Source organism: Amycolatopsis sp. NPDC023774 (assembly GCF_040639695.1).
Classification (GTDB): Bacteria; Actinomycetota; Actinomycetes; order Mycobacteriales; family Pseudonocardiaceae; genus Amycolatopsis.
Map to the genome: position 1 here is coordinate 14,872 of NZ_JBFAAJ010000048.1, position 20,881 is coordinate 35,752.

The 20,881-nt window shown below is 68.9% G+C and carries 24 protein-coding genes and 1 pseudogene; 8 read left to right on the plus strand and 17 right to left on the minus strand.

The features are described 5' to 3' along the window. Positions 1–352: 352 nt before the first annotated feature. The 9 genes from AB0F91_RS43715 to AB0F91_RS43755 form a co-directional block, all read right to left on the minus strand. The gene (locus tag AB0F91_RS43715) at positions 353–1,489 is read right to left on the minus strand and encodes an ROK family transcriptional regulator (RefSeq protein WP_360607836.1); all 1,137 of its coding nucleotides are present in this window, start codon (positions 1,487–1,489) and stop codon (positions 353–355) included. After that, positions 1,486–2,826 carry a sulfatase gene (locus AB0F91_RS43720; RefSeq protein ID WP_360607838.1) on the minus strand — a complete coding sequence of 447 codons (1,341 nt, stop codon included), beginning with the start codon at positions 2,824–2,826 and terminating at the stop codon, positions 1,486–1,488. The genes AB0F91_RS43715 and AB0F91_RS43720 overlap by 4 nt, the downstream gene beginning before the upstream one ends. Further along, positions 2,823–4,631, minus strand: a complete 1,809-nt coding sequence (locus AB0F91_RS43725; RefSeq protein WP_360607840.1) for an ABC transporter ATP-binding protein — start codon at positions 4,629–4,631, stop codon at positions 2,823–2,825. Before AB0F91_RS43725 ends, AB0F91_RS43720 begins: the two co-directional genes overlap by 4 nt. Continuing rightward, a complete protein-coding gene (locus AB0F91_RS43730; RefSeq protein WP_360607842.1) occupies positions 4,628–5,479 on the minus strand; it encodes an ABC transporter permease in 852 nt (283 codons plus the stop codon). The genes AB0F91_RS43725 and AB0F91_RS43730 overlap by 4 nt, the downstream gene beginning before the upstream one ends. Further along, complete coding sequence (locus AB0F91_RS43735) at positions 5,476–6,429, minus strand: ABC transporter permease (protein WP_285967527.1); 954 nt, start codon at positions 6,427–6,429, stop codon at positions 5,476–5,478. The genes AB0F91_RS43730 and AB0F91_RS43735 overlap by 4 nt, the downstream gene beginning before the upstream one ends. 5 nt (positions 6,430–6,434) lie before the next feature. Continuing rightward, the gene (locus AB0F91_RS43740) at positions 6,435–7,979 is read right to left on the minus strand and encodes an ABC transporter substrate-binding protein (protein WP_360607845.1); all 1,545 of its coding nucleotides are present in this window, start codon (positions 7,977–7,979) and stop codon (positions 6,435–6,437) included. Between the two features lie 137 nt (positions 7,980–8,116). Then, positions 8,117–8,281, minus strand: a complete 165-nt coding sequence (locus tag AB0F91_RS43745; protein ID WP_360607847.1) for a hypothetical protein — start codon at positions 8,279–8,281, stop codon at positions 8,117–8,119. Between the two features lie 492 nt (positions 8,282–8,773). Continuing rightward, the gene (locus AB0F91_RS43750) at positions 8,774–9,256 is read right to left on the minus strand and encodes an ATP-binding protein (RefSeq protein WP_360607849.1); all 483 of its coding nucleotides are present in this window, start codon (positions 9,254–9,256) and stop codon (positions 8,774–8,776) included. Between the two features lie 481 nt (positions 9,257–9,737). Further along, positions 9,738–9,923 (minus strand): PLD nuclease N-terminal domain-containing protein, encoded by a 186-nt coding sequence (locus AB0F91_RS43755; protein ID WP_360607850.1) that lies wholly within the window; start codon positions 9,921–9,923, stop codon positions 9,738–9,740. 1,097 nt (positions 9,924–11,020) lie between these two features. Here AB0F91_RS43755 and AB0F91_RS43760 point away from each other — a divergent pair. Next, positions 11,021–11,401, plus strand: coding sequence for a polyprenyl synthetase family protein (locus AB0F91_RS43760; protein ID WP_360607852.1), 381 nt, complete (start codon positions 11,021–11,023; stop codon positions 11,399–11,401). Beyond that, positions 11,392–11,634 (plus strand): annotated as a pseudogene (locus AB0F91_RS43765) (Tn3 family transposase); the annotation flags it as partial. The gene AB0F91_RS43760 and the pseudogene AB0F91_RS43765, both read left to right, overlap by 10 nt. A gap of 31 nt (positions 11,635–11,665) precedes the next feature. On the opposite strand, the gene pip reads toward AB0F91_RS43765, so the two are convergent. Next, on the minus strand, positions 11,666–12,634 hold the full coding sequence (gene pip / locus AB0F91_RS43770; protein ID WP_360607854.1) for a prolyl aminopeptidase: 969 nt from the start codon (positions 12,632–12,634) through the stop codon (positions 11,666–11,668). A gap of 60 nt (positions 12,635–12,694) precedes the next feature. Between pip and AB0F91_RS43775 the strand changes: the two genes are divergently transcribed. The 3 genes from AB0F91_RS43775 to AB0F91_RS43785 all read left to right on the plus strand — a co-directional run bounded on the left by AB0F91_RS43775 (position 12,695) and on the right by AB0F91_RS43785 (position 14,249). Next, a complete protein-coding gene (locus AB0F91_RS43775) occupies positions 12,695–13,057 on the plus strand; it encodes a recombinase family protein (RefSeq protein ID WP_360607856.1) in 363 nt (120 codons plus the stop codon). Positions 13,058–13,075: 18 nt separating this feature from the next. Continuing rightward, positions 13,076–13,333: a hypothetical protein gene (locus tag AB0F91_RS43780; protein ID WP_360607858.1), complete on the plus strand. Its 258-nt coding sequence runs from the start codon at positions 13,076–13,078 to the stop codon at positions 13,331–13,333. Positions 13,334–13,838: 505 nt separating this feature from the next. Beyond that, positions 13,839–14,249 (plus strand): hypothetical protein, encoded by a 411-nt coding sequence (locus tag AB0F91_RS43785; protein ID WP_360607860.1) that lies wholly within the window; start codon positions 13,839–13,841, stop codon positions 14,247–14,249. A gap of 70 nt (positions 14,250–14,319) precedes the next feature. Here the strand turns inward: AB0F91_RS43785 and AB0F91_RS43790 are convergent, their stop codons facing one another. The 6 genes from AB0F91_RS43790 to AB0F91_RS43815 all read right to left on the minus strand — a co-directional run bounded on the left by AB0F91_RS43790 (position 14,320) and on the right by AB0F91_RS43815 (position 18,877). Continuing rightward, positions 14,320–14,763, minus strand: coding sequence for a hypothetical protein (locus AB0F91_RS43790; protein WP_360607862.1), 444 nt, complete (start codon positions 14,761–14,763; stop codon positions 14,320–14,322). Between the two features lie 205 nt (positions 14,764–14,968). After that, complete coding sequence (locus AB0F91_RS43795; protein WP_360607864.1) at positions 14,969–15,181, minus strand: hypothetical protein; 213 nt, start codon at positions 15,179–15,181, stop codon at positions 14,969–14,971. Next, positions 15,178–15,783, minus strand: coding sequence for a hypothetical protein (locus AB0F91_RS43800; RefSeq protein WP_360607866.1), 606 nt, complete (start codon positions 15,781–15,783; stop codon positions 15,178–15,180). Before AB0F91_RS43800 ends, AB0F91_RS43795 begins: the two co-directional genes overlap by 4 nt. Positions 15,784–15,999: 216 nt before the next feature. Then, entirely contained in the window at positions 16,000–16,839 is an 840-nt protein-coding gene (locus AB0F91_RS43805; RefSeq protein WP_360607868.1) for a hypothetical protein, read from the minus strand. Between the two features lie 193 nt (positions 16,840–17,032). Next, a complete protein-coding gene (locus AB0F91_RS43810; protein WP_360607870.1) occupies positions 17,033–18,316 on the minus strand; it encodes a hypothetical protein in 1,284 nt (427 codons plus the stop codon). A gap of 288 nt (positions 18,317–18,604) precedes the next feature. After that, complete coding sequence (locus AB0F91_RS43815; protein ID WP_360607872.1) at positions 18,605–18,877, minus strand: hypothetical protein; 273 nt, start codon at positions 18,875–18,877, stop codon at positions 18,605–18,607. 268 nt (positions 18,878–19,145) lie between these two features. Here AB0F91_RS43815 and AB0F91_RS43820 point away from each other — a divergent pair, with 268 nt between their 5' ends. Beyond that, positions 19,146–19,298, plus strand: a complete 153-nt coding sequence (locus AB0F91_RS43820) for a hypothetical protein (RefSeq protein WP_360607874.1) — start codon at positions 19,146–19,148, stop codon at positions 19,296–19,298. A gap of 370 nt (positions 19,299–19,668) precedes the next feature. Here AB0F91_RS43820 and AB0F91_RS43825 read toward each other — a convergent pair whose 3' ends face one another. After that, positions 19,669–19,905, minus strand: a complete 237-nt coding sequence (locus tag AB0F91_RS43825) for a NucA/NucB deoxyribonuclease domain-containing protein (protein WP_360607876.1) — start codon at positions 19,903–19,905, stop codon at positions 19,669–19,671. Positions 19,906–20,273: 368 nt separating this feature from the next. Here AB0F91_RS43825 and AB0F91_RS43830 point away from each other — a divergent pair, with 368 nt between their 5' ends. Both AB0F91_RS43830 and AB0F91_RS43835 read left to right on the plus strand, forming a co-directional pair. Continuing rightward, on the plus strand, positions 20,274–20,552 hold the full coding sequence (locus AB0F91_RS43830; RefSeq protein ID WP_360607882.1) for a NucA/NucB deoxyribonuclease domain-containing protein: 279 nt from the start codon (positions 20,274–20,276) through the stop codon (positions 20,550–20,552). Between the two features lie 65 nt (positions 20,553–20,617). Further along, on the plus strand, positions 20,618–20,860 hold the full coding sequence (locus AB0F91_RS43835; protein ID WP_360607878.1) for a hypothetical protein: 243 nt from the start codon (positions 20,618–20,620) through the stop codon (positions 20,858–20,860). Positions 20,861–20,881: the final 21 nt, after the last annotated feature.

The following is a 20,881-nucleotide window of genomic DNA, read 5'->3' on the forward strand; positions in this document are numbered from 1 at the left end:
CCAGGTTGGCTTGGTCGCCCTTGGGGATGTCCTCCTTGAGCTCGACCCATTGCGTCTCGAGCAGCGCGCCGGCATCGGCGGTCGCGCCGAGATCCTCCCAGGAACTGATCTGCAAGCGGCCCCGTCCGGGGCCTGTGTAGAAGCTGGATTGCGAAGTCACACACCACAGTCGCGTCGGAGACGCCACACGTTGCAACCTGGCACGGCGGCCGACGGTGGAGAATCCCTGTCTCGACCAACGCAACTCATGGTCAGCCCCCGGCCCTCGCCGGCATCGCGGGGTAGCCGGGCCGCGGCTGCCATTTATGAGAACGTCGCAACGCGTGGTGTTCGCCGCGTGTGATCGGGGGGCCTACGGCAGGCGGGGGTCGACGAACGTGTTCTGGAGCAGCAACGCCGCCGCACCGATGGCGCCTGCCTGCTCGCTGAGGGCGCCGGGGACGACGGAGGGGGTGCGGCCGCGGGTGAGAGCGTTGGTGAGGAGGTCCCGGACCGGGTCCGCAAGGAGCGCGCCGCCCGCCGAGGCGACGTTGCCGGAGAGGACAACGAGGTCCGGGGCGGCCAGCACGACCGCGTTGTGGATGGCTTCGGCGAGCGCGGCGCCGACCTCGCCGACCACCGCCCGTGCGGTGGGGTCTCCGGCTTCGGCCGCGGTGAAGACCTCGGCCACGCGCCACCTGCGGCCCGGCGTCCGTGCGTTGGCCAACGCCTCGATCCCGGCGGCGCCGGCGACCTCGTCGAGTGGCACCCGCGGCCGCCCCGGCAGGTGCACGAGGGTGGCGCCGAAGCGGCCGGCGGCGCCGTCATCGCCCCGGTACAGCTCGCCGTCGGAGATGAGCCCGGCTCCCACGCCGTCCTGCAGGACGACGCACAGCATGTTGCGCCTTCCGCGGCCGGCGCCGAAGCGGTGCTCTCCCACCGAGACGGCCTTCGCGTAGTTCTCGATCTCCGCTGCGAGGCCGTAGTGCTGTGCGATCAGGCTCCGCAGTGGCACGGCGGGCCAGTCCGCGTGCGGCCGCAGTGCCCGGTCTTCGCTGTCGAGGACGAGTGCCGCGACGCCCAGGCCGATGCCCTGCACACGGTCGCGCCGTGGCGCCGGGAGCACCAGGTCGATCAGCCGCCGGGTCTGGGCCACGGTCGCGTCCGGGCCGTCGAGCAGCTCGGACGGTTCGCTCGCCTCGTCGACGACGGTGGCGTCGAGATCGGTGAGCACCGCCGAGGCCGTGTGGGTGCCGAGGCTGACGCCGATCGCGAAGCGTCCGCTGGGGTCGAACTCATACAGGCGCGATGGTCGCCCGCCGGTCGCCGGTCCGCTGCCGGCCGCCCGCACGAAGCCATCGGCCAAGAGCTGCTCGACGATCGCCATCACCGTGGGCAGGCTCAGGCCGGACCGGCGCGCCAATTCGGTGCGCGACATCGTCCGGTGTGCCCGCAGTAGGCCCAGCACCACCGCGGTGTTGTGCGCGCGCACCGGGTTCGGCTCGCTCATCTCGCCCACGGGCCGCCTTCGTCATCCACGAGCGCGCCGTAGCGCGGCTGCCGCGGCCACGGCGGCACCGGCAGCGGTCCCTTCAGCAGCGGATCGCCGCTTTCCTGCTGCCACGACTCGAGGTGGCGGGCGAGCCGCGCCCGGACCTCGGCGTACTGCGGTTCCGCGGCGACGTTGTGTTGTTCCCACGGGTCGTCGCGCAGGTCATAGAGCTCGTCATCGGGCCGGTGCGCCAGGTGCGCGTCGCCGTAGCCGTACCGAGTCGGGCTCGCCTCGAGGTCACCCGGCAGCGGCAGCAGCGGACGAGGCTCGAAGTTGCGGATGTACTTGAACTTTGTGTCACGCACCGCGCGTAGCGGGTCGTAGATATCGTGGAAGTTCTTCTCCGTGAACACGTGCTCGCGCGCCGGTGCCGGGTCACCGCCGCGCAACCACTCCGCGTGGCTCACGCCCTGCACCTCGGGCGGCACCGGAAGACCAAGCGCGTCGAGCACGGTGGGCACGAAGTCGACATGGCTGAACAGGCGGTCGGTGGCCCCGCGCGGCGACGACCAGGCGGTCGGTGGCCGCATGATCAGCGCCACGCCGGTGCCCGGGTCGTACAAAGTGGATTTGGCGCGGGGGAACGCCACTCCGTGGTCGGTGGTGAACACGACCCAGGTGTCGGCGGTCAGGCGCAGCTCGTCCAGAGCAGATAAAAGTCGGCCGACGGCGGCGTCGGCCGCGCGGATCGAGCCCTGGAACGAGGCCAGGTCGTCGCGGGTCCACTCGTTGTCCGGCAGGAATGGCGGCACCTCGACCCCTGCCGGGTCGTCGGGCGCGTAGCGGTCGGTGGGGTAGGGGCGGTGTACCTCCTCGAAACCGACGCTGAGGAAGAACGGCCGGTCGTCCAGCGCCGCGCGGGCGAGCCACGCCGTCGCCGCGTCCGTGACGCCGTCGCAGTACTCGCGTTCGAGGTAGGTGGTGCGCAGCGCGAAGAATTCCTGGTAGCCCAGCGTCGACGGTTCGCTGCTCTCGTGCTGCATGCCCGCGAGCGCGGTGCGGTAGCCGGCGTCGCCGAGCAGCGCCGGGAGGGTCCGCACGCCGGCGCGGTACTCCCAGCCGAGATGCGCGAGGCCGAGCAGGCCGTTGTCGTGCGGGTACCGACCGGTGAAGAGCGAGCCGCGGGCCGGCGAGCACAGGGGAGCGGTGGCGAACGCGTTGTCGAAGCGCAGTCCATGCTCCGCCAATCGGTCCACGTTCGGGCTCGGCACACCGGGGTGGCCGTAGGTACCGAGGTGGCGGCCCAGGTCGTGCCAGTGCACCAGCAGGATGTTCGGCCGAGAGGGGCCGGTCATGCGCTCTCCTCGATCATCGGTCGGGTCAGGCTACCGGCGAAGTGGCAGGCGGCGAACCGGCCAGGCTCGTGCTCGCTGAGTTCCGGGCGCCGGTCACGGCAGATCCCGCGGTCGTCGCGCACGACCGGGCCGATGGGGCACCGGTTCGCGAACGGGCAGCCGGTGCCGCGCGCGGGCTGCCCGTTCGCCTCACCCCGCAGCAGCAGCTCCTCGGGGCGCCGGTCGGCCGACGGGTCCGGGGACGGTGCGGCGGATAGCAGGGTGACGGTGTAGGGGTGCAGCGGTCGGGCGGTGAGCGCGCCGGCCGGTCCCAGTTCCATCAACGACCCCGAGTACAGCACCGCGATCCGGTGGCTGACCTGCCGGACCACCGCGAGGTCGTGCGAGATGAACAGCATCGTCAGCCCGAGACGCTCCCGCAGTTCGACGAGCAGGTCCAAGATCCGCGCCTGCACCGAGACGTCCAGCGACGACACGGGTTCATCGCAGATCAGCAGGTCCGGCTCCGTCGCCAGCGCGCGGGCGATGCCGATGCGCTGGCGCTGTCCCCCGGAAAACTCGGCTGGCCGTCGGCGGGAGACCTCGGGATCCAGTCCTACTTCGCGCAGCAGCTCGACAACGCGGTCGGCTCGTGCGCGCCGGTCCCGGAGACCGTGGGCGCGCAACGGTTCTTCAAGCGCGGTGCCGATGCGCATCCGCGGGTGCAGTGACGCGTACGGGTCCTGGAACACGAGCTGGATCGCCCGGCGCAGCTCCGCCGAACGCTTCGTCGTCAGCTCTTCGCCGCGGAACCGGAGCGCACCCGCGGTGGCGGCGTGCGCTCCCGCGACGGCCCGCGCCAGCGTCGATTTCCCGCTGCCGGACTCGCCGACGATGCCCAGAGTCTCGCCCGGTCGGACGCTCAGGCTCACGTCGTCGAGCACCGTGAACCGCTGTCCATGGCGGCCGCGGTAGGTCTTGCTCAGGCCGGAGACTTCCAACAGTGGCTCTGTTGACCTGTCCATACCGGACAGTTTCGGCAGCGGTGTGTCCAGGCGGGGCACCGCCGCGAGCAAGCCCTGGGTATACGGGTGCTGCGGCCGCAGCAGCACGTCCTCGACCGCACCGTGTTCCACGACCCGCCCAGTGCGCATCACCACGACCCGCTCGCATGTCGCGGCGACCACCCCGATGTCGTGGGTGATCAGCACCACCGCGGTGTCCAGCTCGCGCGCCACCCGCTTCAGCAGCGCGAGCACCCCGACGGCGGTGGTCGCGTCGAGGGCGGTGGTCGGTTCGTCCGCGAAGAGCACCGCGGGTTCGGCGGCGAGCGCGAGCGCGATCATCACCCGTTGCCGCTGCCCGCCGGACAACCGGTGCGGCCGCTCCCGCAGCCGCCGCTCGGGGTCAGGGATGCCCACCAGCTCGAGCAGTTCCGTCGCCCTCGTCCGCCGCTCCGCCGCCGAACCCTTGCCGTGCGCACGCAGCGCTTCGTCGAGGTGCCGGCCGATCGAGAGCATGGGGTTGAGCGAGGACATCGGGTCCTGGAACACCAGTCCGATCTCCCCGCCACGCAAATCACGCAGCTCGTTCTCGCTCAGCGCCGCGATGTCCGTGCCGCGCAGGAGCACCGCCCCGCCGGTCACGCGCCCGGTCGCCGGCAGCATCCGCAGCGCGGCGAGGGCGACGCTGGACTTGCCGGAGCCCGACTCGCCGATGATGCCGAGGACTTCGCCGGGCCGCACCGCGAAGTCGACCCCGTCGACGGCCGTGCGGGCGCCGAACTCGATCCGCAGGTCGCGAACCTCAAGCACCGCGTCGCTCATGCCTGGCTCCCGCCTCGTCGTGCCGCGTTGTTGAGCGCGTCGCCGAGCACGGTGAACCCGAGCACCAGCGCGGTGATGGCGACCAGCGGCCCGACGACGAAACTCGGCCGCACGGTCAGGTACTGCACGGATTCCTGCAGGATGTTACCCAGTGACGGGTCCGGTGGGCGCACGCCGATGCCGACGAAGCTCATGCCGCCTTCGAGGAACACGGCCGTCGAGAGCGACAGCACCAGCTGCACCACCAGCGCGTCCAGCGCAGTGGGCAGAAGGTGCCGCAACAGCACCCGCCACGGACCCACACCCGACAACCGGGCGGCCACGGCGTAGTCGCGATCCCGTTGTGCCAGCAGGCCGGCGCGCACGACGCGGCAGCAGATCGGCGCCTGCGATAGCACGATCGCCACCGTGATCGACACCATCCCCGTCCCGAGCACGGCGGCCACCGCGACGGCCAGGATCAGCGAGGGGAAGGCCAGCAGGACGTCGAAGACCCGTTGCGCCACCACGTCGGCCGCCGCCCAGCGGGCCGAGAGCACCGCGGCGAGCACGCCGAGCAGTCCGGCCACGGCTACCCCGGCGACGCCCACGACCAGGTCGACCTGGATACCGTGCAGGACCCGGGAAAGCAGGTCGCGCCCGAGCTCGTCGGTGCCGAGCCAGTGCGCGCCGCTCGGCCCGGTGAGCAGCCGCGCCGTCTGGGCGCGTGGGTCCTCGGGGGACAGCAGGCCGGCAAAGGCCCCAGCCAGTCCGAGTACCACGACCACGCCGAGCGCCACCCGGGCGCGAGCCGAACGCAGCACCCCCGTGCGGCGCTGTGCGGGGACCGCCACGGCGACCACGGTCATGATCGGCCTCCCAGCCTGGTGCGCTGATCGAGCCCGGCCTGACCGAGGTCGGTCAGCAACTGCAAGACCAAGAACGCTGTGACGGCGATCAGGAGCAGGTCCTGCACGAGCAGGTAGTCGTGGTTGGTGATGGCCTGGATCAGCAGCTGGCCGACGCCGGGCCACGCGAACAGCGCTTCGACGATCGCGGAGCCGGCGAGCAGGTTGCCCAGCTGGATGCCTGCGACGGTGAGCACCGGCGGCAAGGCGTTCGGCAGCGCGTGCACCGTGATCAGTCGCGCCCGCCGCACGCCCAGTGCGGTCGCGGTGCGGGTGAAGTCCTCGGTGAACGCCTGGTCGAGCCCGTCTGCGAGGAACCGGCCGAGCACCGCCGACACCGGCAGCGCCAGGCACAGCGCCGGCAGCACGAGGTACTGCCAGCCCAGTTCCGGGTCCTGCAGCGGGGAGATGCGACCGCCGACCGGGAACACCGGCAACAGCACCCCGAAGACCACGATCAGCGCGGTGCCCGACACGTACGGCGGCACAGCCAGGGCGAACGTCATCACCGAGCGCGCGGCGCCTCGCACGAACGCCCGGCGACTCGTGGCGCCCAGCACGCCGAGTGCGAACGCGAGCAGCGCGGCGAGGACGGCGGCGGCCACGGTGAGCTCCACGGTCGCCCCCAGCCCCCGGGCGATGAGCTGCCCGATCGGCTGGTCGAGTACCGCCGATCGCTGCAGGTCGCCGGTCAGCAGGCCGTGCAGCCAGCGCCAGTACTGCTCCGGCAGCGGCCGGTCGAGGCCGAGGTCGCGGGTGATGGCCTGGATCGTAGCGGGGGTGGCGTTGGAGCCGGCGATGGCCGTCACGGTGCTGCCGGGCACCAGGCGGGTCAGGCCGAAGATGGCCACGGAGGCGAGGAACAGGGTCAGCAGCATCGACGGTGTGCGCCGCAGCGCGTAGCGGAGCATCGGTTTCACCCCAGCCGGGCCTGGTCGAGGACGAGGAAGTCGAACATGGTCCAGGCCAGTCCGTGCAACTGCGTGGTCGCCGTCATGGTCGCGCCCGTGTTGACCATCGAGATCACGAACTGCTGGTCCAGCAGGATCCGCGACAGCTCGTCGTACGCCTGCCGTGCCGCGGTTCCGGTGGTGGTCCAGGCCTGGACGGCGGCGGCGCCGTAGGCCGGGTCGGTGAACCCGGAGGTGTTCTTGGTGTAGCGGAACGGGGCGGCACCAGTGACCAGCGAAGCAGGGTTCAGCTGGGCGAACCCGTGCGAGTTGAGCCACAGCGCGGGTAGCTTGCCCGACGAGAGCCGCGTGCCGAAGTCGTTGCCCAGCAAGGGGAGGAGCTCGATGTCAACGCCCAACTCGCCGAGGTCGTACTGGATCAGCTGGGCCATGTAGCCCGTGGCGGGCAGCGACGAGTTGTACGCCAGCTGCAGCCCGATACCCCGGCCGCCTGCCGCTGCCAGGAGTTCGCGTGCCCGGGCGGGGTCGTGGGCGTAGTGGGCGGCCAGGTCGGCACGATAGGCGGGTGAGCTCGTCGGCCACGGAAGGCTGGTGACCGTGCCCGCGCCGCGGAACACGACGTCGCGGATGCGGGCCCGGTCGATGCCGTAGGCCAGTGCCTGCCGGAACTCCGCCCGGTCGAGCGGCGGGACCCGCAGGTTGCAGCCGAGGTACCACGCGTTGTCGGACGTGTCGGTGAAGGTGGTGGCGAACCGGTCGTCCCCGGCAAGACCCAGCAGGTCGACAGGGCTCAGCCCGGGCACGAGGTGGCTCTGGCCGGTGCGCAACGACGCCACGAGGGACTGAAGCTGCGGGATGGTGCGGACCTGCACCCCGGACAGGTGCGGCAGACCGGCTTTCCAATACCGCGGGTTGCGGGTGAACTCGACCGACTCGCCGGGCGTCCACTTCGCGAAGCGGAACGGCCCGGTGCCCACCATCTGCTTGCCACTGGCCAAGTCCGCCAAGGTCTCCCGGTCGACGATCGGCATCAGCTCGAATAGGTCGAACAGGTTCCCGGCCGGCTTGCTCAGCCGCAGCGCGATTCGGTGCGCGCCCTGAGTTCTCAGGTCCGTGACGAGCGCCGCGGTGGTGGCCAGCTGCGACGATCGCGACGGGTCTTGGATGGCGTGGATCGACGCGACGACATCTTCGGCGGTGAACGGCCGCCCCGTGTGGAATGTGACGTCCTCGCGCAACTGCAACGTGAGGGTGCGCCCGGCGTCGGACCATTCCCAGGCCGTCGCCAACGCTGGGCGCGGCTGCAGCGTGCGGTGGTCGTACTCGGTGAGCGGGTCGAAGACCAGACGGGTAAGCGCGAAGTCGTTGGGGTTCTGGCTGAGCATGCTTTTGGGGGCAATGTCGGCCAGCTGCGCTATCCGGAGCACGCCCGTCCCGCCCGCGTCGGCCGAGCCGGTCGCCGCCCACCGGCACCCGCTCGTCGCGAGCGCCGCCCCTGTGCCGAGCGCCGCGGACAACACGCGGCGCCGGTTCACGAACTTTCGTTGCACGGGAAGGGTCACGCCACCCCTTTCTTAGGAGGGTTAAGTTACGGCCCGCTACGGGTGAAGGCAAGGGGTCCGGCAAAGCGGATTACAAAAAGGGTCGGTGGGCCACACGGTGTGGTCCACCGACCTTTGGCGGTGGTTCAGAGCGAGAGCGAGCTGAGCTCGACTGTTAGAAGCCAGGCCGCCAGCGACCGCAGCACCGTCACCGGCGCGAGGGTCGCCAGGTACTGCTCCCACACGGACCCGACGGGCTCGCGCTCAGCCACCTGCTCGATGCCGCGCCAGGTCAGGGTCGGGATAGGCACCAGGCTTCAAGATCGCAGACAAGGAGAAGTACCGCTCGACCGTGACACGCAGCACCGGCCACTGCCGAAAAGATCTTCATCGCCGCAGGTCATCTCAATCGACGATGGACACGTGCCCGTGCCGGAATTGCCACTGCGGTTCGTTGTCGCCGAGCCATGGTGCTGCCCGCTGGGGCGGGCCGGCGTCAGGGCCGGTGCCCGCGGTGGGGTGTCCTTCCGGCGCGCCAGGCCGTCCATACGCTCCCGGCCCCAGATCCGAGGGCAGTGGCGGCACCGGTGATCCCGCGCGCCCACGGGTCCGTCCATCGCAGGGCGACGGCGCGCCCGACGACTGCGACGTACGCCACGACGGCGGTCGCCAGCAGCGCGAGGACCACACGCAGCACGTGTTTCCGCTTGGGGCGTGGCGAGAGCCTCGGCGGGTGTTCGTCCGTCGTCGGAGGGTTCGCCGGGTCCGGGTCAGGCCGTCGTGGTAGCTGGCGCATGCGGGGTCTAGCTGGCCGGACGGTGGGGGGCGAGGTGCCAGGTCATGGTGACGACGGTGCCTTGGTTGGTCGGGGTGACCTTGGCGTGGTCGGGCAGCAGGCGAATCAGCGGCAGGCCGCGGCCGCGCAGCGGTTGGGGTGCAGGCGGGGGCTGCCAGTGGCCGCGGTCGGTCACGGTGACGCGCACGGTGTGGCCGTCGTGGTGGGCGTGCAGGTGGAGTGTGCCGGCCGTGCCGTCGGAGTAGGCGTGCTCGGCCGCGTTGACCAGCGCTTCGTAGACCGCAAGCTGGAGGTCGGCGATCAGTGTGTCCGGCAGGTCGCAGGCCTGAGCCCAGGTGGCGAGGGCGTGGCGGAGTATGGGTGCGTCCTGGAGGCGGGCCGGATGGCGCAGATGCAATGCCGGCGCCGAGACAACGGCCGCGTCGCACGCCGAGCCCGTTGCGCGGCGATTCGTGGGTCTTCGCTGGTCAGCGATCTTGTGATGGTGCATGCCGTGTGTGTACCCACTGGCGGCGCGGATTTTGCATTTCGCGCGAACCGCAGTCGTTGCGCCCGTCGACGGTGACGCGGTCGTGTGCCCGAACTCAAATCAGAAGTCGCGTGACGCCGCGGCGAGGGACTTGAGGTCGAGTGGGACGTGACTTGGTCGGCAACGAGTGAGATGGTGCCCTGCCCGCCTGGGGTCATGCCGCGCACGAGGAGCGCCGGACTCGGCCACACCTGGGGGTGCCCACAGCGCCGCAATGTTGTAGGCGGCGAAGGCCGCGTATGGCTGTTCGGGCCCAGCCCTTCCGCGTACGCCGCCCCACCGCCCGTGGAGGCGGTCCCGCCGGGCGATGCTTGCCCGGCAGGGCCCCGCACGCCGGTGGGGCGGCGTACGCGTGTTGGACCGGGGCCCGTGTCGCTGCCATGCCCCCACCTGGTGTGTCCGCCGCGGGCGGCGGGCGGGGCCGCGGCCCGTCCCACTGGGATCATCCCGCTGATGCGGCGGGTCCCCCGGCTTCGGCGCTGCGCCGGCCCACCAGGAACCACAGCAGCGGCCCGAGGAACGGCGCGCAGAACGCGAACACGACACAGACAAGTCTCATGCCGCCGGTCAGGGGGCTACCCAGGATGCTGACAAGCGCGGCCACGAAAAAGATCACGGGATCAGGCACAGCGCCCCGATTCCCACGGCCACGGCGACGTGCGCCATCGGTTGCGGCCAGTGCGGTGGGCAAGTTCATCGGTACCTCTCTCGGGTTCTTCTCGGTCCGCGGCAGACCTCCACGCGATCACCACCTGGACCAAGACACGGTCAGACACGTTTTCAAGATGGTCGTGTGGTCGCGGCCAGCTCAGGGGGCTGCGGCCATGGCCCAGCACCGCACAACTACGGTCGGCGTCCCCCGGGCGAGTGGTCATGGCCGGGAGATACCCCACCGCCGCGAGCCCCAACCGGGTGACCCTCCACAAGGCCCGCCCAGGGCCAGCGGCTGACTCGACTGGCCATGTCAACGGACGGAATCTGTTACGCGTGGAGCCCGCAGCTGGCAGGCTCGGCTCTAGCGGAGCGGCGGTCAGGAACAAAAACCACCGAGCAACCAGGAATGGTGGGGGAGAAGACGCACGAGTGGCTCGCGACAGGTACATGCGGCCGACGCGGGAGTTCCCGCCGACGGAGAACGAGTCCGTACACGGTCTTAACCAGTGCTGCAGCCGGCAACGCCAGCGCAGCAAGTCCGTGCGGTGCCGAGCACACAGGAGCTGGCTCGACCGTCCCCTCAAGATGGTTGGTTCCGCCGTGCGATAACGTAGCGTATCCAAGCCAAGATCGCGCCTACGGTGACGTAGACGGCAAGATACTGGGCTGCATTGAACCAGTTCGGGCTGACGATGAACAAGATCCACAGCACGACAGCAATGAGTGTTTGGACCGTGGGTAATACAAGATCTGGCCTGGTTCTTCGATGTTTCTCGTCGCTCACGCAACGTTCCCCTCTGCTGGCTGACCTCCGACTGCTTGGCCGGAGACCGATCCACCGAAGGTACGGGCGGGAATGGAGATCAGCATCGCGGCCCACAGCGGCCAACCGACGGCACTGCCCCAATCCGAGCGCAGGGTTGCCGACTGGTACTCGCCGAAAATCGGGCGGATATGGCTGACCAGCGGTGATCAGCCGCTGGTCGTGCGCTGCTCGGCGATGACGGTGCGGACGGTGCGAACGATCGTTTCCGAGACTCCCTCAACCGGGGGCTCGACGCCGGATCAATCATGGCGGACAGCCGTCACCGCTGCGGTTTCTCAATTCCATGGTTCCCGGTTCGGGTCTTCGCCGAGCAGTCGCGCAGCCCTCTCGGCGCTGGGGTGTCTCGACGAGGTGCCCTTGCGCGCCGGTTATGCCAGGCGGTCCAGGACTTGATCCGGGGCGAAGCGCTGGACGTCGAGTACGAGACCCGGCGTGATCTCACCACCGAGGACTACCTTCTGATGGCCCGGCTCAAAACCGGGTCCCTGATGGGTGCAGCGTGCGCGCTGGGCGCCGCCGCTGCCGGCGCGTGCCCCGAGGTCGTCGCCCGGATGGATCGCTTCGGCCGTTCCCTCGGCCCGGCCTTCCAGATCGCCGATGACCTGCTCGGGGTCTGTGGTGCTTGACGCTTGTCACCAACGCAGTCGTCGCGTGGACGACGGAGTACTACGGCCTGGCCGTGGAGTCGATGCGCACCGCGGGACGGCGCATCGACGACGAAATCCTGGCCCACATCTCCCCGGCCCACAGCGAGAACATCAACTTCTTCGGCTACATCGACCTCGACATCGAAGGCGAGCTCGCTCAGCTCGGCCCGACCGGCTACCGGCCGCTACGTGTGCGCGACACTTTGTTTTGACCTGACGGCGCGAGCAGGAACGCGGCACTCGTCAACGTGCCTCGATACGATCGGCGTGGCGGTCATTGGCCGAGCGCCACGCCTTCACCATGAGCTCGCCGCCGTGGCCTTCGCTCTCTTCGATGATCAGCTCGCTGCCGGGCCAGGCACGGTGCAGCAACCAGGGGAAGACCGCCGGGCCGCTGACGTCGCGCCGACCGTGGATGAGGGTGGCCGGGATGCCATGCAGGCGATCCATTCGATGCAGAATCGGAGGATTCAGGAACGCGTCGTTGGCCCAGTAGTGCGTGACGAGCGTGGCGAAAACACGGAGATCATCGCTCCAGTCGGTGCGTGGCGGGACATGGCCAGAGCCGATCGAGATGTGGTGGTCTTCCCAGTCCATCCACGCTCGGGCCGTCGCATCACGAACCTCGGGGTCGGCGTCGGTCATCAAACGGGCGTATGCCTCGACGAGACGGCCCTCGTGTCGGCGATAACCGATGCCCGCCTGCTCGGCATGCGTCGCCAGCCGGTCCCACGCTTCGGGGTAAACAGCCCCGACTGTCTCGGTGATCCAGTCCACCTGAAACCGGTCGGTCGTGGTGACTGCCATGAGAACAACGCCCAGCACCCTTTCCGGATGATCCTGGGCGTAGGCAAGGGCGAGCGTAGAACCCCACGACACACCGTTGAGTAGCCACGCGCCGACGTGAAGGTGCTCCCTGACACGTTCGATGTCGGCAACAAGATCGGACGTGGTGTTGTCTTCCAGCCGGTAGCCGGCCGTCGTGGCAAGCGGGCTCGAACGTCCGCAGCCTCGCTGGTCCAGACCGATGATGCGGAACCGCTCCGGATCGAGTTTGTTCCGGTATTTGCCGGTGCCGAGCCCCCCGCCCGGGCCTCCGTGCAAGTACAGAGCAGGGATCCCGTCAGGGTTCCCCGACTCCTCCCAGTAGATCTCATGCCCGCCACCAACCGGAAGAAGCCCGGAGGACCGCACCTTCACGTCATCGATCACGAGCGACGACACTAGCCGGGACGACCGGCCCGCGACGCGCTCGGCCCGATCTGCGTGCGGGTGTTCGAGGAGAGGCGGTCCGGGAAGCTGAAGATCGACGAGAGGCCGGGGCTGCAGGCCGCACTCGACTACATGCGCCCCGGGGACATGCTCACCGTGCAGGAGGCCGATCGCCTCGGCCGCAACCTGCTGGAGGCCCTGATCGTGCTCGACGACCTGTTCTCTCGCGGTATCGCGGTCAGGATCCTCGAAGGCATCGCCGCCGGCGAGCACACTGAACGCAACCTCCTCCTGGACATGGCGCTGGCGTTGGCCGAGGACCGCCGCCGCGACATCGTCCGCAAACCCGCAACGGCTTGGACGCCGCACGAGCACCCGGCCATCCACACTGTCCTCGCCGACCACCACGCGACCAGCGACTGATCACTGCTGGTCAGGCATATGCGCCTGATTTTCGGCGAGTACTACGGGGACCCCAAGAGCATCTACGCCGACGACAGCTGGCAGCAGCAGGCCAGGTACAAGCCCAACTCCGCCCTTGGCATCCAAGCGTTCCGGTGGGCCAAAACCGTCGACGACGTCCACGCCGTGCTCGGCAACCCACGCGCCGACGAACTCGGCACGGTGCCGCTGCTCAACTCGTGGGCACGAAGTACCCGCGCCGCGTCTACCTTCCGGACGCTGTGCTTCAGGTCCTGATCGACCAGGATGGCGAAGTTGCCGTCCCCACCGACCGCTGACGTCTCCTTCTGACTCCGCGCCGCAGGGGGCCGCGGAGTCGGGGGGTCTGCCGCCCGAAATGGTCAAGCGCCGTTGTGTGCGGGGAGTGGTGTGGACCGGTACCGTCCGGGAGAGCCGTACCTCCAACGCTTCCGGTTGATCCTGCATCGTCAGTCGTGGCAAGACGAGGCGACTTGGCACATCGTCGAGGCTAGCTCTCCACGCGACGCGGCCAAGCCGTTCCCGCGCGGCAGCGTCGACCGCGTTGAGCGGTGCGGCGGCGCCCGACCGGCCACGTTCCGGGTGGAACCCGAACTGCGCCGGCCGTTCCGGACACGCGCGCCGTGGCGAGCCGCCAGCTGGGTCGGCAAGCGGCGCAGGCGCGGTGTCATATCGGCGTGACGGTGGGCGATCAGCAAAGACGCGAAGTGATCACCGAAGCGAATGTGATTCTCTTCCGGGACGACTTCGGCGATTCGCCGAGGTGGCCCCCGACGTCGTCAGGCAAGCGGGATTGCCGCGACATCTCGACTCGCTGACCTTGCAGTGGCCGGGCAACGCGAACCGTGAGGAAAAACAACGGCTGCTGCGGTTCGTCGCCACCGCTGCCGGGGAAGGCCGGACGCGGACCGCCGTGTACCTGGGTAAGGACGAAGCTGAAGCAGGCGTCGACGGCCTGTCGACGTTCCTGGCGGCGGTCGACGGCGATTCCTGGTGGCTCGGAGACGTTGCTGTGGAGTTCAAAGCCGGAGGAACAACCCAGATGATCTGGTTCCCCGGCAGCGATGGTGTGTTCCTGCACATCGGGGCAGCTGCGAACCTGCTGGACTTCACCGTGATTCCCGCGATCCACGAGATCGCCATCGTCCTCGGCTGGCAGTTGACTGTGCAATGACGAACGGCCGCCCGCTCCGCAGTGCGCGCTTGCGTGTGCCCTGAATTCGGCACGTGCCCGCGCCGAGTGTTCATGCCGGGCCCAGCGTGTGGAGCGCTGCGGCGAGCGCTTCGGCTGTCCACGTGCTGGCTGCGCCGGGTCGTTCGGCCTGATACGCGGCGGCCTGGTACAGGTCCCAGCCGTGGGCCTCGCAAAGCCCGCCGGCGAGCATCCGCAGGTAGGGGAGGGACGGCGGGTTGTACTCGACCGCACCGGTCGACCAGGGGGTGGTGAACGTCAGGACTGGGTGCCCGTCCAGGTCGGCGATGTGGAAGACGGTTTCGTAGCGGCCGGGGCGGAGTTCGACGCGGCTGGCCGCGACGATCGCGGCGATGTCCAGCTCGGTGCCGCCAGGGTTGCGGTACATCTCCTGCTCGGCGACGTCGCCGAACTGTTCGCCGGTTACCAGGTAGACGCGGGCCGCGGCCGTGCCGAACAGCCTCGGGTCATAGAAGGCGCGGCCGCCGCCCCACACCGGAGATTCCGTCGCGAAGTAAATCCCGCCCGGAAGCTCGTGGCCCCGCGTTGCCGGGGCGGCCGCCGGTCGCGGCACCCGGGGTAGACGCGGGCGGCGCCCGGCGGGATGCCGCGCGCGATGTAGCAGTTGAAGCGGGCCGCGTACATGTTCGACCCGTACGTCGCGTACCAGAAAAGGTCGCCGTCAGGGCTGGCCACGCTGCTCACGCCTGCCCGCGCTGGCGGGCGTACTCGGCCTGTCCTTCGCTGTAACCCGTGCGCCACGCAGCCGCCATCGGCGACAGCGCCCGGCGATGCTCATCGAGCGCGGGGTCGCGGTTCCAGACCAGCACATGCACAGCCCACGGGTTCGGTGTCGGAGGGTCGAGGTGGGACCCGGCGGTGAAGCCCTGTTCCCGTGCTGATTGGAGATTCACCGCGCACCTCGGATTTCTTCACGGAAATGCCTTCGTACCGGGCGGTGCGCCAACACCGTGTGCCCCGGCCGGGGGCCTCCACTCAAGGGCCACATCAACCCGGCTCGCTCACAGGAGAACCGGTTGCCAGGGTGATCGGCGGGCCTTGGAGCCGTCCAGAAATCGTGTCCAACTACGACTGCGAAGCGTGTCCAACTACGGGTGTGACGAGGTGCGTCGAACAGCCTGTCGATCACCGCAGCCACCCGTCGCCTCCAGTTCTCTCCTGACGGTCGATACCGTCCAGCAGACGTTCCCGGAACCGTATAGGTCAGGCGTCCGTGCTGGTCCCACCACTGCTTCAGCTCATCCGAGGCCCACTTGCGAGCAGCGGATTCCTGATAGTCCCACAAGTCCCACGGCACGACCCCGCGGCGCTGCGCGTCGACGGCGAGCAGGACACCGCAGGTCGCGGCCTCGGCCAGGTAGATCTGCCGGCGCAGCTCGTCACAGTAGGCGGCGCGGGCGAGGTCCTCGAAACGGCTGCCCTGGTAGCCGTCGGCGCGGAGCCGTGCCACGGCGTCGTCACGCCGGACCTGTGCCGGGTCGAGCTCAAACGCCACGGCGTACGCATCGAGGAAGGACGCGTCACGCAGCGTCGGCTGGTGGCCTACATTGCGGAGGCGACGCGGCGGGCCGCGCGGGCGCGATCCGCACCCGCGACCATTTATGTGACACGGGTAAACCGCGGCGCGGCTGGCGCTCGTGGCCTCAGGTTGTCCGCCGTCTCGCCCCCGCGTGTCGGCGCGTTGTGCGCAGCACCGGTTCCGTTCCGCTCGTCATTCCACCGGAACGTAGTCACCTTCACCGACCCGCGCGGAGGCGAGATCAGCGTGCGTGGATGCACCGCTCGCGAATCGACCTTGGATGACGCGGACGTAGGAACCTTCCCGTGGAAAGACGAGCACGAACTTCTTCCCCTCATTTCCGCGCAGGACAGCTCCTTTCCTCAAGTTGTCAAGAAATTCAATGATATCGCGTTCAATCTCGTCTGAAAATTCCCGGTTGTCGTCCTTCGATATATCGTACAAGTCGGTGTCGATGTCGTAGGTAGCACGTTTGCCAGTCACCGGATCCCGCGTCTCGAATTCCAATCCCAGCCAGCGGTGCGGCTCAACGGTCACAATGGCTCGCCAATTCAACCCGCTCAGTTGCCACCTCGACAGGGCGCCGACCTCGGCGTTCGCCGCCGTCACTGCCCACCTGGTGGTCGCCTGGAGCTCTTCGAGGAACTCGAGGAGCAGGCGACCTGCTCCGGATGTCATCCAATCACCACTTCTTCTGCAATGCTTAGTCGAAGACTTGACCGCGAACCGCGGCATCCTGATCGCCGTCCAGCCAGCGCAGCTCGAACTCCTCGCCGTACCAGTCAAGTCTGGCGGCTCGGGGAACTGGCCGAGGGCGACTCGGCCGTCGACCATCAGCTGTTCAAGCTCCTCGGCGGTGGTGGGGTCTTCCTCCGCGCAGCCGCCGACGGGCGCGAAGGTGTCGCCGGCGCGGAAAGAGGCGAGGATGCGCTCGAAGTTGGTGAGAGTGCCGAACTCGAGTTGAGGACTCCGCCGGCGCCCCATCGGACGAACCCCAACTTCGGTGGTCTGGGAAACGAATTCGGTCGACATCTCGCGCTCTCGAATTCTCGTTGGTTTGTTGATTTCTTATACCTTTATCCTAATGAAATAGGCGTACGAAAGCCATTGTTTTGACTTTCGCGCGCCTATTGTTTGTGTGATACCTGTCTATTTGTTTCGCCCGGAATGCCAATCACCCCGCCCGGTGGATCCCGGACGGGGTGATCAGTGAGGGTGGTGCAGGTCAGCCGCGCTTGGCGTGACGCCCGTAGGCCACGGCTGCGGCGCCGGCGGCGAGCAGCCCCGCGGCACTCCCGAGCAGCCACGGGAACTCGTCCCCGACGCCGCTGGTCTGGGCCAGCCGCGTGTAGGTCACCGGCCGGGCGGACGCGAGGCCGGCGTTTCCGCCGCCCTGACCGGCCGTGGTCGACGCGTCTGCGTGTCGGCCCGTGGGCGCGGACGTTGACACCGTGGCGACCGTGTGGGCGGCCGACTGCCCCGCCGACACCGGGTAGGCCGCCGGGTCTGACTGCCCCCCGCCGCCGGGCTGGCCACCGTCGCCGGGGGCGACCGGGCACACCACACCCGACAACGCGGCCTTCGCCGTGGCGAGTGCCGCCGTGCGGTCGGACACCGTGGACCGAAGCGTCATCACCTGCTTGTATGCGTCGGCACCGGCGGCCTTGTCCGCCGCAACCTTGGCAAGCGTCGCCTGGTACTGCGGGTAGAGCTTCTGCCCGATCGCGGTGTCCGCGTCGATGGCGCGCTGCGCGTCCCGCAACGCATCGGCCGCGGCGCCCCGCTTCGCAGTGGCTTTGTCCATCGTGTCCTGCGCGTCGGTCACCGCGTCGAGCAGCGCCTGGTCCTTGTCGATGTGGCCCTGCTGCACGGCCTGCGACGCCGGGCCGTAGTGCTCCATGTCGGCCTGCGCGGTGGCGAGGGTGGCTCGAGCGGCGTCGGCGGCGGCGTGCGCGGCCTCCATGGCAGCGGTATCACCTGCGTCCTTGGCCTTGCGGTACAGCTTCTGCTGCTTCTCGATCTCATCCTTCGCCGCTTCGGCCCGCTGGCTCGCGGCGGCGTACTTGGTCTTGAACGCGGCGATGTAGCCCTGGCGGAGTGCGATGTCGTCGGCGGCACCCGCTGAGGCCTTCTGCGCATCCCGCAGGGCCGAGGCGGCAGCCCCACGCTCGGCGGTGGCCTGGTCCAGGGCGGCCCGGAGGCCGGGCAGCGCCTGCTGGTGGGCGATCTTGTCCACGCTCGCGGCCCGGATCTGGGCGGCGAGGTTGTCCGCGATCGTCTGCTGGGCGTTCTTGTCGGCGTTCAACCCGCGCACGGTGGCTTCGGCCTGGTCAAGCTGCGACTGCGCGTCCGTCAGCGCGGCCTGGGCCTGGTCGACGACGGTCTGGGCGTCTGTCTGGGCCGAGCAGCTCGCTGGGGTGGTGGGCTCTTCGGTCGTCGCTGCGTTGGCGACCCCGGCACCGCCCATGAGAACGGCGGCGGCCGCCACGGGAATTGCGATCTTGCGCATAGGTGTAGTTGCTCCTAGTCAAGGGACGAACTCGTCAGGGACAGCCAATTACTGTCCGACACTGATCCACTCCACTGAGCGGACGTGTTTCGTTCTCACCCCAGTGCAGGCCCCCGGAAATGGGTTACTGCGCGTTTACAGATCGAGCCAGAGTGGGGAAGTGTTACGCCGACATTTGGACGAAAAACAGCGGCCAATTGCTGGTACCTGACACAGGCGGGCGAAAGACCCTGTTCCGGCTTTCGCCCGCCTGCTTTCGTGAGCCAGACGCCTACCTGTTTCCGCAGGTCAACGTCGTCGCGTGGGGCAGGTGTTGGCGAACCCGAAGAACACGAACCCCGCCGGTTTCCCGCGCCCGTCGGCCACCTGCAGCGCACCGCACTTCTCGCTGAAGAGGTCGCCGATCCTCGGCAACGCCGAGCGCTTGGGGTCGATGAGGTTGTACAGCTGGCTGCGGCTCAGCTGGGCTTGTTGCGCCAGATACTTCTTCTGTAGTCCTGACGCCGTGGCGGCGTGCCGGAGCGCCTCAGCCAGCGCGCTGTTCGTCGCGATCGTGAGCATCGCCGGAGGCAACGGACGGGAAGGTGGCGACCATGTGCGCGTCTCCGGTCTCGCTCGCAGGAGCTCGGCGTTCTCGACGCGGAGGACCATCAGATCCCCCAGGGAAGCCGCACACAGGCGCAGCACCCGGGTGAGGGGAAGGTCTGGAGCAGTCCCTGTCCGGCGAGAACCTCTTGCAGTGGTCGGGCATGAGGTGGACCTGGGCTCCGTCGGGTAGGTCGTGGATGGTGGAGGCGAGGGGGCCGCGGGCGCGCATGCAGGTGACGGCGTGCTTGCCGGCGAGGCTGGCGTCGTCGTAGCCGCCGCCCGTGGTGAACAGGTGCAGCGGGATGAGGCGTTGGTTGTGGTCGAGGGGGCCGTGGCGGTCTTGCCAGGTGCCGGCGAAGGCGTGGGCGCGGCGGACGTCGGGGTCGGCGAGTAGCCCCGGCGGCCCAGTCGTCGAGGCTGGTGCCGATCGGGGTGCGGTCGGCGGTTTCGGGGTCGAAGGTGACGATGCCGCGGTCTCCGGTGATGGCGAACTGGCGGCCGAATAGGTCCCCTGCGCGAAGCAGAACAACCCGTCGGCATGCCCGGCGTAGGTGTCCCTTCCACGTGGCGGGCTTGTTCCAGTGTTGCAGTTCGGGCCCGAGGCCGGTCGGTCCGGCGTGGAAGAGCGGTGCTCAACAGTTTGGCCAGTTCGCCGAGACGGCCGTTGGTGTTGTCGAGGTCGAGATCGATGCACGGGCCGAGTGGCCCGCGGGCCGCGTTGAGCAGCTGCGCGAGGGGGCTGGTGCCCGTGCTGGTCATGGTCGTCAGTCCGCCAGGATGGTCACGCGCTGGTCGTTGTCCAGGCCGGAGATCTGGTTGGCGATGGACCGCCCGGCTCCGCGGTTGTGGCCTGGGTCGATGTACTTCACGGACGATCCGTCGCCGCCTTCCTGGAGCACAGCGGGAGGGTATTCGTCGCGATCGTAACCGGACCGGGTCTGCGGGGCCTGTTTCATCGACTCCGCACGGCGATCTTCCACGCCGTCGCGGTCGATGGTCACCTCGGACGATTGCGTGCGGGGGAAGGACTCGTCGCCCCGCCACGACGTCCCCTCGCCGGCCGCTACCGCGACCGACCCCTACGGCATTGTGAATGGCAACGTCCAGATCGAAATCGGCACCTACGGCAATCTGGACGTGACACCCTGGCTCGACCCCACGAGCCGGTTCTCCAACATTCGCTTCGACAGCGCCGGCGCGGTGGCCGGCAAGGCTCAAGGCGCTGTCTTCACCGAAGCCAAGGTCGTCATCCCCTTCAGCCTGAGCTCGCCGACCTACCCTCAGAGCTCACGCCACTACAACGACGCGATCAACCAGCCGATCCTCACCTTCCCAGCGGCCCCAAGAACGTTCCCGGGATACCGCTCCACTGCACCGAACCCTCAACTCCGCCACCCAGACCGCCAACAACAATGCTGCGCGGGCAACCTGCGCCGCCGTCTGGGGCCCCTACGACGGCAACCTGCTCAACTGCGACGAATACCCCTTCGCCAGCACCCAGGAAGGAGCAGGACCGGGCAACGGGAACTACTCGGCACGCCTTATCGACGCCGGCGACAACCAAGCAGCCGGTCGCTGGCTCGACAGCAACTACACCCTCAACCGGATCATCGACGGCGATCCCTACTACATCGCCATCACCCCCTAACCCACACGGGCCCACAGCCGTGGTTGCAGACGTCGCACGCCCGCAACCACGGCACAATTACATCCATGACACCACTGCCCGCAGCGCTCGAGGTCCACCCCGACCACGGAATGATCGGCATCTACGGCAGCCAACTCGACGTCTTCGACGACCCCGCATTCACCGATCCCCAGGCCGTCCTCGTGGCGATCGACTACGCCGCGTACCTACGCACCAACACCACCACCGATACCCTTGTCAACGCTTCGGGAACCTTGACCCCGGGTGGTCTCGGGAAAATTGACCCCGTGCGCGGTGTTGTCGTCTAGTTCTGGTCGGTGTTCTGCTGC